The sequence below is a fragment of the Acidovorax sp. LjRoot204 genome, from assembly GCF_056175785.1.
Genome location: NZ_JBGFFF010000131.1, coordinates 1 through 12491 on the forward strand (window position 1 = coordinate 1; position 12491 = coordinate 12491).

Consider the following 12491-nt stretch of genomic DNA (forward strand, 5'->3'; position numbering starts at 1 on the left):
AGCCTGTCCTCCCACAGGAAGAATGGCTAATGCGCGAAACGCTTGTGTCCCCGAGTTAGACAGGGCGAGCGTTTGTCCCGCTTCAACAACGAGAGCGTTTCCAGCGACCAGTTCGCAACGCAGACCGTCAAGTTCAATGACCGCCGCGCCTTGCAGCGCCACAAAAGTCTCCTCACGGGTTACTCGATGGGGTGAGCCGGTGACCCCTGGCGCGACAGTCACCTCCCAGACGGAGTTCTCCCGTGCGCCACGGCTCGGTGAAGACAAAGTCGTAAAGCAGATTCCTGGGAGATCGAAGGTCGGGGATTCAGCACGGAGTAGCAATGGCATGAGGGTTCCTTTGTATAATTAACCTTAGTTTATTAACCATGGTTAAACATGTCAAGTACTGAACACCTCGACTTCGGGGTACTGCTAAACGTGGCCTTCGGCGCATTCAAGGACGCCTTGGATGCCGATCTCGCTGCAGCCGGTTTTGACGACATCGGCTCCTCATTTGGCTACGTCTTCCGTCTCCTGGCGGAGGCACCGTGCAACCTGAGCGAGCTGGCTTCGCAGCTGGGCATGAGTTCTCCCGGGGCGCTGAAGGTTGTGGACGACATGGTGGCCAAGGGCTATGTCTTCCGAAGCGCAGTCGAGGGCGACAAACGCATCAAGCGATTGGAACTCACGGAAAGGGGTCTTGCCGCCTTAAGCCAAGCCCGGTCTTTCCATCAACGTTACGAAGAGGCGTTGGCGCAGAGGCTTGGAGCGAAGCAGGTAGCGGCTACGCGCGTAGTTCTGGAGGCCGTTGTGGACGCCCATTCCAAACAGAGCGGAAGGCAGCCGCGCCCAGCGTAGTTGCTAAGTAGACAGCCACCCCATAGCTGTCAATAGATTGCGGCCCGATCATCTTTGTACGTCGTGCGCAAGTGGCGTAGCGCATTCCAAGTCCGCGTTCGGATTATTGATGGGGAAATCGGACAAGCGTCCGCGTGAGGGGCCAGCCCTCAAACCAGGTGAACAGGAAGATTATGGAACTCGTTCTCGTCAGCTCGTGCTTGCTCGGCAGTCCTGTCCGCTATGACGGCACACATAAGCGGCCGAGCAGCAACCTGCTGGAGCTTTGGGTGAAGGAAGGGAGAGTCGTCTCTGTATGTCCTGAGTTGGCCGGCGGACTGACTATTCCGCGTAACCCTGCCGAAATCACTGCTGGCTCAGGAGGCGACGCTGTACTTGCTGGACTTGCAAGGGTCATTGATTCGAAGACAGCCGATATCACTGCAGCGTTCACTGCTGGGGCGCGGTATGCACTGCACCAGGCAAGAGTCAAAAATGTTCGCATGGCGGTCCTGAAGGAGGGCAGTCCATCATGTGGTACCCGGCATACCTATGACGGCACATTCAGTGGGACGCGGGTGCCTCGCAGGGGAGTCACGGCGGCCATCCTTGAGAACGCGGGTATTCGTGTATTCAGCGAAGAACAGCTGGAGGAGGCGTCTGAATATTTGCGGGCGCTTGATGCTGGGCGGGCCATGCACATCAGCCCTGGTGAATAGCGAAAGGCACTCAGAGCACTCTGCTCGGACGATACCCGAGTTGCCTCTCGCGATACATCCAAACCTCGGAAATGGTCCACTAAGCCCCAGTCAGATAACCTTCGACTTCATCCAAGAAATCTCCGGCTACTCTTTCAGCTTCTCGTCTCATTTCCATAGAAGAGTAGCGAAGCTTGCAGAACATCGCCACTGCCCTATTCAGCGCCTGCGCGAGCGAGTACGGGTCCAATGTCCCAACGGTCTCGGCCAACTGGCGAGCTATTGGGTAGGCTTCGACCTGACGAACTACCGCATGGATCGGCACCAAGCTTCTCAAAGCCGAGGTGTCAGCTTATCCGGTTGATGAGAAGTCTTTCGTACGCTTACCTCTCAGAGCGCTGCAGACGCGGTAGGAACTGCACTAGCGCGTACGGCCCTATCGCGCCGATCCAGGCGCGCTTGACGTGCAGCCCGAATTCGTACTACTCCACTTCGTGGTGCCACTAAAGGTACCAGCACCGCGATTAGCACCGATAAACAACGTGCTGAGTCTCCGACTGAGCTTTGCTTTTGCCACGCAAATAGCGATTCCTTACCCGGACTTGGATTGGGCGATGTCTTGCGCAGGACTCCTTGACTCTTCGATAAATGAATTATATATTCACTTATGATTCGCGCTTCGATTAATAGTCTTGAACGAGAAATAGAGCCGTGGCCCAGCAACTGAAACAGGACGTCTTTGACCGGATCTGCGAGGCTGCGATCGCTTCCTTTTCGACGCACGGCTATGAACAGACGCGACTTGCGGATGTGGCCCTCGCAGCGGGTATATCCGCGGGAAACATCTACCGGTATTTCGCCGACAAAGAAACCTTGTTTGCGGAGGTTGCACCGGCACGGAAGGCAACTCGATTGCGTAATCTGCTCAAAGCTAGGCTCGATACGTTTGCAGCTTCATCTGATTGGGAGTCCGAGCTGGTGCAGAAAAGCGGAGAAGCGAAAGCTCTCCTGGATTTCTTAGTGTGTGAGAAAGATTTCGTATTGATCGCCCTGGGTGATCATGGCGTATCCCCACTTGGCTCGGTGCGAGCGAGTGTCATCGATTCCTTCTCGAAGGCATCTCAGGAGTTAGCCGTTAAGAACGGTGTGGCCGACGTGCCATCCCTAGTGTTGAACCATGTTTTTGCTGGCACTGTGGACGTGATCGTCGCCATCCTTCGAGATGCTTGTGGGCGAGAAGAAATCGAGCAGGCATTCAGGGCGTTCTCTCTGTACCAGCTGGCTGGTTTGCAAGCGCTATTGACGCGAGGACCTGCGGGCGGTCAGTAGCATCAGCGGAATTCTGTCCTGAATTCCCTGCCGCCCATTTGTCTCCTGTGAGTTCTTTATTCGGCGAAAGTTGATGGGAGTTTCGTCTGCAGTTGAAGTCGAAATCAACATTGTTAGCGGCTCCCGCAACTACTTACACCGTCACCACTACCATTTTGAAAGAAGATCGATGATTACCCCACCTAGGACCGCTTACGACCAACTCACAGAAACCTCCCCAGTTCTTTCCGTGGAAGTGCGGGAAGCGAAGCTTGAGTATTGCGATAACAAGGTCGAAGGATCCGTGATCCTCTTCCTTCACGGTGGCCTCACCGATCTTCGGGTGTGGGAGCCTCACAGGGAGATCATCGGGGACCAGTACCGAACGATAGCCTATTCCCAGCGATATCACGGACGGGGTGCTTGGAGTGCAGACTGGCCACCCTACGGTGTTAACACGCACTCCCGCGATCTCATCGATTTCATTGAGGCTGTTGCGGCTCCGGTGCATCTGGTTGCGTGGTCCTATGCTGCACACATAGCGTTCGATGCTGCGCTGCGACGGCCCGATCTTTTTCGCAGCTTGTTTGTCTATGAGCCCGGCTTCGCGACATATGTTTCAGATCAGGCAGAGCAAAGCGCAGCGCAAGAGGATGCTATGGCAGCCTTCGGTCCTGCCTTTTTGGCTGCGGGAAGCGGAGATGTAGAAAACGCCCTTAAGCTACTAGTGGACGCTTCAGGACAAATGAGTGGGTATTTCGATTCGCAGCCTTCCGCTGTCAAGGCTTTGCAAATAGACAATGCCAGGACTATCCCGGAACTTCTCTTCCGGCAGGAGCCGCCTCCTCATATCAGCTGTGCGCAGTTGGCCAGCTTAGAAGTGCCCACTCTGGTTGCACACGGTGCCAATAGCCGACCTATGTACAGCATCGTCAGCAAAGCGGCCCAAAGCTGCATCGGGGGTGCCGAGCACTTAGTGATCCCTGGTCGCAATTACATGTGGCCTGACGAAGATCCCCGAGGTTTTGTTGACGCATTATTGCGGTTCATCAACGTTCACGACGCCGATTGAGTTGAAGGCTACATCGTCTGGCGCCTAGCCTCCGCGCCCCGCGGAGTGATTCGCGTTCGACGCAGTTACCTTAGTTCATCTATGACGGTCGGTTTATTCAGAGATTTTTATTAGATTTCCCCGAGGGGAACAACACAAAATTGTTCACGAAACAGCTATTCAGAAAGATTGAAGGGAAGACTGCTTTGGCAACGGGCGCGGCCCCACTGCACCAGCATTCAGTACTCCATATCGCCGAGGACGGCCTGTACACAGCTTCCGAACAAGGCCTCAGTAGCCCGGATGACTTCTTATTGCCTATTAGCAGTCAGATGAGCACTAGTTTCTAGTGTCGGCAACCGCTGCGTAACTGGCATTCCTGATAGCAGTAGGCAGAGTCACTGCTGCACTGACAGAGGGAAGAAACAGACCCCATGTGGTCTATCTAAATGCCTGAGCAATTGCCGTTCTCGGCCAGGCAAGTGACTGAAGACGACTACGGCAGGTTCTACAGTACGTGAACTGAGCTTGGCATCCGAAGACACTGCGCGTAGGCGCACCGTAAGGTTGAGTCGCATGGGGGCGACAAACAAAGGTTCAACGCCCCGCGTTGAGTACATGTGATTGAATCCAAGGCAACGCGCCGAACCGCGCGCGCAGGCGTGTCTCTGCGGTGCACCGCCTGTACACCCTCGATCTCCCAATGTTTACTCGCCGTCTTGCCCTGCGCACTTTTCTGACACTTGCACTGTTGGCGGTGTTGCTGCCCCTGGTACTTGCCAGCAGCAGTTTGTTTTATCGCTCTGCTACGGGTGCCATGGAAGAGTTCGCGCTGCAATTGGCTGACGAGGTCTCAGGCAGGGTCCGCGAAAAGGTGGTCTCCTTCTTTGATGTGCCGCAGCGCGTAGTCGCTTTCAATGTCGAGCAAGTGCGCGCCGGATACCTGATGGTTCAGCAACCTGACGTGTTGATGCGCCAGTTCATGCTGCAGATCGACCAGCAACCCCAACTGACCTTCATATCCATGGGCATGCCTGATGGTCAGTACTACGCCGGCAGCCGTCCCCCTTTGGGGGAGGACCGCGCTTTGCGCATGCTGCGCGCACGGATCAGTGATGGCCGGGCCATGGAGGTTTTGCGTATCGACGCCGTGAGTCGCGAGCCAACGTTGATTTCCCGCAGCGAGGTGGGCTTTGACGCACGTACCCGTCCGTGGTACCAGTCAGCGATTGCCAATAATGGGGTCGCGTGGTACGCGCCTTATCGCTACATGATCAACGATGCGCAAGGCGCATACGCCGCAATTGGCATGGGGATTTCAGCTCCGGTCCGCTCACGCGATGGCAGTTTGATCGGGGTAGTCACCGCCGATGTGGCGCTGTCCCAGCTCAACGAGTTTCTGGCCGCGCTGGCCTCCGAGTCCGGGGGCAGGGCCTTTCTGGCCGAGGCCTCGGGAGAACTGCTTGCAATGTCCTCGCACGATCCGTCTGCAGGTGTATCGGCTTTGGTGGATGGGCAGCGTGTGCGCATCGACCAAAGCCGCGACCCCGTGATGCGTGCGTTGGGGCAGCACATCCTGCAGAGCGGTCAACGCGAGGGAAACCGATTCATGGATGTGGACGGCGTGCGCCACCTGGCGCGTTGGTGGACGCATGCGCTGGATCGCGGTCCTGCGCTGACGATGGCGATCATCCTGCCTGAGAGCCGCTTCAACACGCCGTTGCGGGGGGTGCTACGCAACACAATCTACACCACGCTGGCCGTCTTGCTGGCTTCAGTGCTGTTTTCGGTGTTCGTAGCCAGCCGGTTGGTGAGACCCTTGCAGGTACTCAGTGACTGGGCAGTCAGACTGACCCAGTCCGACTGGAATGCCCAGGCACCGAAATCCAGCCCTATTCGCGAGTTACGGTCTCTGGCGGATTCCATGGGCTACATGGCAGGGCATTTAAAGGAGCATGCCGAAGATCTGGAGCAAATGGTCGCGCAACGCACCCAGGAGTTGGAGAGTGCTGTGGCCTCCATTGAGCAGACGCTGACCGACCAGCGCCATTTCATCGCCATGCTGTCCCATGAGGTACGTTCTCCACTGGCGGTGATCAACACCGCCGGGCAGTTGCTTGCGCTGCGCTCCAAGGATGTGCCCGCGCAGCTGGCATTGGCGCAGCGCATCCTGCGGGGCTCGGCGCGATTGAGCTACTTCTTTGACAACTGCCTGACCCAGGACCGCATTGATAGCCACAACTTTGCGGTAGAGCCAGTACCCGTTGACGTGGGAGAGTTGTGCCTGTGGGTAACAGAAAACGGTGGCCAACTGTCTGCCGAGCACCCGCTGTACCTGACGGTGGAACCCGGGTTGCCATCATTGAACGGCGACCCCGTGCTGTTGCGCGTGATGCTCATGAACGTGCTGTCGAACGCATTCAAGTATTCCGAGGTGGGTGCAACGGTGTCTTTTAGCGTGCATCAGCAAGAGGGCCAGTGCCGTTTTGTCATTGAGGACGAAGGCCCTGGCATTCCGCTGGAAGAGCAAACGCTGGTGTTTGAGAAGTACCGCCGCGGCCGTACGGCAGAGGGCAAACCCGGTGCCGGACTGGGGCTGGCTTTGGTAAAACGGATCGTTGACTTGCATGGTGGGGCTGTCCAGCTACAGGCCGTCCAACCCCAAGGCACTCGCTTTGTGATCGACATCCCGTTGAACGTGACACCGGTGGCCTGAATGTTGCATTCCGGACAGGTGCCGGAGGTATTCGCAACATGACCCAATCCAAGCCCAGCATTGCTATCGTAGAGGACGACTCCGATCAACTGCACAGCATCGAGGAATTCTTGCTCGACTCGGGCTATAGCGTTTGGGGTGCGGGTAGCGCCGAGGCGTTTTACAAAGGGTTCACCGTTCAGCCGGTCGATGTGGTTCTCTTGGACCTGGGGCTTCCCGGAGAGGATGGCCTCAGCGTGGCGTCGCTACTCAAGTCCAGACCCGAGGTGGGGGTGATCATCCTCAGCGCCCGAGATTCACTTGACGATCGCCTGGCAGGAATGCGTGCTGGGGCAGATCGTTACCTGGTCAAGCCGGTCAACCTGCTGGAGTTGGCCGCCAATATTGACGCTACGGCGAGCCGACTTGCCCCCAGGACAGCCGTAGACCCCGCAGGATCGCTGATTGCTGCGACCATACCTGTCGCAAAGGCGGCGTGCTGGGTGCTGGCCATGAAGGACTGGGTACTGTCATCGCCGCAGGGCAAGTGTCTGCAACTGACGACCCACGAGTTCATGTTCTTGCAGCAACTCCTGCGAGCGGATGGTCAGCCCGTGCCCAAGCGCGACCTCAGCACTCACCTGTTTGGTGCTCGTGCCCAAAACGGGGCTGAACGGCTCAACTTGCTTCTCACGAGGCTGCGCAAAAAGGCAGCGGAAGCGTTTTCTGAACCTCTGCCAGTCAAGACGCTGCACCAGATTGGCTACGCCTTTACAGCCTCAGCRCAGCTCGTGCAGGACACTCAACGGCTGCATTGACACTCCCGTGATCATCTTGAAGCGGCGCTAAACCAGACGGGGAGCGCGCCGCGGCTTGGCCGCGCCAGCAACGAAAGCGTGCTGGGTTAACCCTGTGCTTGCATGAATCCAAATGAAAGATTTGGAAAGATCAGGAAGGTGGTTTCTTGGACACCATGGAGGTGGCAACTCTTGATCTCCCACTTCTACTCACTGGAGTCCTCCATGCAACGTCGTCATCTTCTGCAAGTCTCGGCACTGAGTGCGCTGTCCGCCTCTATCGGCCTGACCCGCAGCGCCTTTGCGCAGGCCCCGGGCGCCATTCAGTTTGGCTGTCCGGTACCGATGTCCGGTCCTTTTGCGGCCAACGGAAAGTTCGCCGACATGGGGATGCGACTGGCCATTGAGCAATATGGCAAAGCCCTCAATCGCCCGCTGGCCTACACACTCCTGGACACAGAGGGCAAGCCCGCTACAGCCGTGCGCAAGGTGCAGGAAGCAGCCCAGCAGCAAGGGGCTCGATTCTTCGCGGGCGGCATCCTTTCGGGCGAGGCCCTGGCCATGGGCAAGGAGGCCGAGAAGGCTGGCGGCCTGTTTGTGACCACGGCAGGGGCCGATGAAATCACTGGGTCGGACTGCAATGCTGCGACCTTCCGTTGGTCGGTACCCACTTTCGGCGCCGTCGAGCAGACGGTGCGCCCGCTGATCGATTCCATGCCTAAGGCCAAGCGCTGGTACACCATCACACCGCAGTACGTGTTTGGCGATGGCCTGCTGTCGGCTGCCAAGAACATCTTCAAGGAAAAGGGGATCGAGCATGTGGGTAACAGCTACCACTCGCTGACCGAGAAGGAGTTCAGCGGCTACATCACCAATGCCCTGGCCGCAAAGCCCGATGTCCTGCTGCTGCTGAACTTTGGCGCGCAATGTGCCGACACGCTCCGCCAGGCCGTGAGCTTTGGTATGCACAAGAACATGACGATCCTGGTGGCCTGGGCCTCTGGTTTGGAGCAGTTCGAATCGCTGGGCGCTGACCTGTGCGACGGCATCTACTTTGGTGCCCAGTACTGGCACACGGTGGATTCCGAACTCAACCGCGATCTTGTCAAACGCACCAATGACAAGCTCAAGATGAACCCCAACTACAGCCTGGCGGGCTCCTATATCTGCACAAAGCTGCTGATCGACGGAATCATCAAGGCCGGGTCCGTGGAGCAAAAAGCCGTGATCGCCGCACTGGAGGGCCACAAATACCAGGGTCTGACCGGTGAGGAAGAGGTGCGAAAGGCGGACCACCAGGTGCTCAAGAACTACTACCTGCTCAAGGGCAAGGCCAAGTCCAAGATGAAGAACAAGGACGACTACGTGGACGTACTCAGTTCGGGCAAGTCGTTCCTGCCCATCGACCAGACGGGCTGCAAGCGCGCCTGACCCTCGCGGCGTCCGCCGGGCTGGGCATAGCCCCATGCGCGCGCTGTGGCCGCCCCATTTTTTGAGAACCCCAGCGGCACCGACAGGGTGCGGCTGGTGGTCGTTCGGCCGAGCACTTTATGAACATTTACCTTCTACAGGTTATCAATGGAATCGGCATTGGCATGCTGTATTTCCTGTTGGCGGTGGGCCTGTCCATTGTTTTTGGTTTGCTGCGATTCGTGAACTTCGCGCATGGGGCGTTCTACCTGATCGGAGCGTATTTTTGCTACCAGATGACGCGATGGGGCATGAGCTTCTGGTTGGCTCTGGTAGTGGTGCCGGTGGTGGTGGGGGCGATTGGCTGGGCCACGGAAAAGCTGGTCCTGCGCCACGTGTATGCCTCGGACCATGAGTTTCACATCCTCGTGACGGTGGGTCTGGCACTCGCAGTCCAGGAGCTGGTGATCCTGCAATGGGGCCCACTGGGTGACAGCGTGGCGGTTCCCGACGCGCTGCAGGGAGTGGTGATGTGGGGCAGTTTCATCTAYCCSAAGTACCGSCTGTTCGTGATCGGCTTCACYKCSGTGCTSGCRGTGCTGCTGTGGTGGGTTCTTGAGGGCACGCGACTCGGTAGCGCTGTGCGAGCAGGCAGCGAGTCGACCGAGATGGTCTCGCTGCTCGGCATCAATGTGCTGCGTATTTTCAGCCTGGTATTTGGTTTGGGTGCAGCCACCGCTGCACTGGCCGGCGTGCTCGCATCCCCCATTCGTGGAGCAGAACCCTTCATGGGCATTGAAGCCCTGGCGGTAGCCTTTGTTGTGGTGGTAGTGGGGGGGCTGGGCAGTTTCAGTGGCGCACTACTGGGCGGATTGATGATCGGCATTGTGCAAAGCGTCATGAGCACGCTATGGCCAGAAGGGGCCCGCCTGATGATCTATGTGGCCATGGCGGCGGTGCTGCTACTGCGTCCCCACGGCCTGCTGGGCCGCAAGGAGTGAACCCCATGAAGAAATACACGCATTTCCTGTTTGCAGCAGTGGTGGTGGTGGCCATGCCGTTGCTGATGCAGTCGGGCTCCTTGGCTAGCGAGGTACTCATCTTTGCGCTGGCGGCCATGGGTTGCAATCTGCTGCTCGGCTTCACCGGCTTGCTATCGTTCGGGCAGGGCATCTTCTTTGGTCTGGGCAGTTACACCGTTGCCTTGCTACTCACCCGCTGGCCTGTTCCCATGCCGCTTGCGTTGCTGCTCGCCACAGTCATGGGAGCGCTCGGGGCGGCCGTGGTGGGCTGGGTGGCCATTCGCCAGCGTGGCACCTACTTTGTGATGCTGACATTGGCCTTTGCGCAGATGTTCTATTTCATTGCGTATACGGCTACCGGCTTGACGGGGGGGGACAACGGGTTGATGGATATCCCTCGTCCCAATGTGTCCATCCTGGGCTTTGACCTGTGGACGTTGGCGTCGCCTTGGCAGTTCTATGGTTTTGTTTCGCTGATTTTTCTGGTGGTGTTCTGGCTGCTGCTCAAGGTGTCACGCTCGACATTCGGGCGAACCTTGCTGGCAGTGCGAGACAACGAAGAGCGTGCGGCTGCCATTGGCTACAACCTCAGGCTGCTCAAGCTGCAGGCGTTTGTGATCTCGGGTGCTGTCACCGGTCTCGCGGGGGCGCTGCATGCCATGATGACCGGCCTGGCTCCGCTGTCCAACGCGGAGTACCACACCAGYGARATGATCCTGGTSATGACRGTSATYGGCGGSACSGGCAACCTGTTTGCCTCGSTGCTGGGATCRGCGTTCTAYSTGCTGCTGGCCGACTGGCTGTCTCAACTGTGGCCGCGTTGGCTTTTGCTGCTGGGCATTGCATTGATGGCCGTGAGCCTCTGGATGCAGCGCGGGCTGTGGGGCCTGGGTGAAACGGTCTGGAATCGGCTGCAAGGGCATCGCAAACAGTCGGCTGGCACGGTGGTGGCGCCATCGGCAGCTGCAGTTCCTGCGAAAGGAGAACAGGCATGAGCCCAAAGACCCCGATCTTGTTGGAAGCTATTGATGTCGAAAAGCACTATGGCAAGTTTGCAGCGCTGGGCGGTGTAAGTCTCCAGGTGCGTGCGAATACCGTGCATTCGGTGATTGGCCCCAACGGTGCTGGCAAGACCACGTTGTTCCACATGCTCACCGGCACCAAGGCAGTCAGTGGAGGCCGGATTCTTTTTGATGGACAGGATGTCACGCATGAGCCAGACCATCGACGGGTGCAGCGAGGCATTGCGCGTTCATTCCAGGTGACCAGCCTGTTCTTGAGCTTGCCCGTGCGTGAGAACCTGCGCCTCGGCGCACAAGGCGTACAGCCTGCACGCGCCCTGAATCCTTGGCACGAGCCGGTAGGGGCGCGTGCGCAGTCGCAGGTGGTTGACGCCGTTCTTTCCAAGGTGGGACTGGAGAACCTCGCAGACACCCCCGCTGGCAATCTTTCGCATGGCCAGCAGCGCCGGCTGGAAGTGGGCATGGCMCTGGCYGCMMGGCCCAAGGCCATYTTCCTGGAYGAGCCSACKTCGGGCATGGGCATCGAYGACCTSGACGACATGAAGCGSYTGATCMRSRGCCTGCGCGAYGMRCACACSGTGGTSYTGATCGAGCACAACATGAACATCGTGATGGAYATCTCSGACACCGTGACSGTGATGCAGCTGGGSCGCGTGCTGGCCGAAGGCATGCCACACGACATACGCAGCGACGAAAGGGTGCGGACTGCGTACTTGGGCAACATGATCACAGGGGGCAAGGCATGATTCTCGATGTTGACAACCTGCATGCCCACTACGGCAAAAGCCATGTGCTTCAGGGTGTGTGTTTCACAGTGGGTAACGGCGAACTGGTCACCCTGCTGGGGCGCAACGGCGCAGGCAAGACCACCACACTCAAGAGCATCGCCGGGGTAGTCGCTCCCACGCAGGGCCGTGTGGCATTTGCCGGCAAACCGCTGCAGGGTCAGGCTTCGCATGTGATCGCCCGGCAGGGGGTGTGTCTGGTACCGGAGCACCGGGGCATCTTCAAGCTGCTGACCGTGGAAGAGAACCTGATGCTGGGCCTGCGAAAAAGCTCACCCTGGCAACTGGACGACGTGTACCGCATTTTCCCCAGGCTCAAGGAGCGCAAGCGTAACGGCGGTGGGCAGCTCTCCGGCGGCGAGCAGCAAATGCTAGCGATCGGCCGCGCGCTGATGAACGACCCCAAGCTGCTCATGTTGGACGAGCCCGTGGAGGGGCTGGCCCCCGTGATCGTGGAGGAAATCGTGGCCCAGCTCAAGACCATCAAGGCCGCAGGCGTTGCCATCTTGCTGGTGGAGCAGAACCTGGAGGTCTGCACGCAACTGGCCGACCGCCATTGCATCCTGGAACAAGGACGCATCGTCTACACAGCCGACAACGCAAGCTTTCTTGCCGATGAAGAGGTCAAAGACCGTTATCTGGGCGTGGGCTTGGCCTGAGCTCTGGCCCATCCCGCATTGAATCCCGAAGGGCGTTTCATGAAGTTTCTGATTGCTCGTCTTAACCACGAGACCAATACCTTTTCTCCAGTGCCCACGCCCTTGAAGGCGTTTGCGCCGGAGTACGACGCGGCGGCCTTCCATGCCAACTTCGGCATGCGAACGGCGATGGCGGCTTTCATTGATGCAGCAAAGCGGGTAGGGGCGCAGTGCGTGACGCCCGTC

At 58.4% G+C, this 12491-nt stretch carries 13 protein-coding genes; 12 read left to right on the forward strand and 1 reads right to left on the reverse strand.

Annotated elements, in window-relative coordinates:
• The coding region (locus AC04MI_RS19040) for a cupin domain-containing protein (protein ID WP_476498431.1) at positions 1 to 330 on the reverse strand (330 nt) is incomplete at its 3' end.
• 48 nt (positions 331 to 378) lie between these two features.
• Between AC04MI_RS19040 and AC04MI_RS19045 the strand changes: the two genes are divergently transcribed.
• The 12 genes from AC04MI_RS19045 to AC04MI_RS19100 all read left to right on the forward strand — a co-directional run.
• Positions 379 to 840: a MarR family winged helix-turn-helix transcriptional regulator gene (locus tag AC04MI_RS19045; RefSeq protein WP_099729263.1), complete on the forward strand. Its 462-nt coding sequence runs from the start codon at positions 379 to 381 to the stop codon at positions 838 to 840.
• 173 nt (positions 841 to 1013) lie between these two features.
• A complete protein-coding gene (locus AC04MI_RS19050) occupies positions 1014 to 1538 on the forward strand; it encodes a 2-thiouracil desulfurase family protein (protein WP_099731985.1) in 525 nt (174 codons plus the stop codon).
• Positions 1539 to 2228: 690 nt separating this feature from the next.
• Positions 2229 to 2846 carry a TetR/AcrR family transcriptional regulator gene (locus tag AC04MI_RS19055; RefSeq protein WP_436077564.1) on the forward strand — a complete coding sequence of 206 codons (618 nt, stop codon included), beginning with the start codon at positions 2229 to 2231 and terminating at the stop codon, positions 2844 to 2846.
• Positions 2847 to 2919: 73 nt separating this feature from the next.
• On the forward strand, positions 2920 to 3897 hold the full coding sequence (locus tag AC04MI_RS19060; RefSeq protein WP_476498432.1) for an alpha/beta fold hydrolase: 978 nt from the start codon (positions 2920 to 2922) through the stop codon (positions 3895 to 3897).
• A 682-nt stretch (positions 3898 to 4579) separates the two neighbouring features.
• A complete protein-coding gene (locus AC04MI_RS19065; protein ID WP_436077566.1) occupies positions 4580 to 6592 on the forward strand; it encodes an ATP-binding protein in 2013 nt (670 codons plus the stop codon).
• 38 nt (positions 6593 to 6630) lie between these two features.
• Positions 6631 to 7389, forward strand: coding sequence for a response regulator transcription factor (locus tag AC04MI_RS19070; protein ID WP_121942006.1), 759 nt, complete (start codon positions 6631 to 6633; stop codon positions 7387 to 7389).
• Positions 7390 to 7593: 204 nt separating this feature from the next.
• Positions 7594 to 8799: an ABC transporter substrate-binding protein gene (locus tag AC04MI_RS19075; RefSeq protein ID WP_108498876.1), complete on the forward strand. Its 1206-nt coding sequence runs from the start codon at positions 7594 to 7596 to the stop codon at positions 8797 to 8799.
• A 119-nt stretch (positions 8800 to 8918) separates the two neighbouring features.
• A complete protein-coding gene (locus AC04MI_RS19080; protein ID WP_476498433.1) occupies positions 8919 to 9779 on the forward strand; it encodes a branched-chain amino acid ABC transporter permease in 861 nt (286 codons plus the stop codon).
• A 5-nt stretch (positions 9780 to 9784) separates the two neighbouring features.
• Positions 9785 to 10795, forward strand: a complete 1011-nt coding sequence (locus tag AC04MI_RS19085) for a branched-chain amino acid ABC transporter permease (protein WP_476498434.1) — start codon at positions 9785 to 9787, stop codon at positions 10793 to 10795.
• Positions 10792 to 11568, forward strand: a complete 777-nt coding sequence (locus tag AC04MI_RS19090) for an ABC transporter ATP-binding protein (RefSeq protein ID WP_476498435.1) — start codon at positions 10792 to 10794, stop codon at positions 11566 to 11568. The genes AC04MI_RS19085 and AC04MI_RS19090 overlap by 4 nt, the downstream gene beginning before the upstream one ends.
• On the forward strand, positions 11565 to 12266 hold the full coding sequence (locus AC04MI_RS19095) for an ABC transporter ATP-binding protein (RefSeq protein ID WP_056058922.1): 702 nt from the start codon (positions 11565 to 11567) through the stop codon (positions 12264 to 12266). Before AC04MI_RS19090 ends, AC04MI_RS19095 begins: the two co-directional genes overlap by 4 nt.
• A gap of 39 nt (positions 12267 to 12305) precedes the next feature.
• Positions 12306 to 12491, forward strand: a 186-nt coding sequence (locus tag AC04MI_RS19100; RefSeq protein WP_476498436.1) for a M81 family metallopeptidase, incomplete at its 3' end; no start/stop codon positions are given.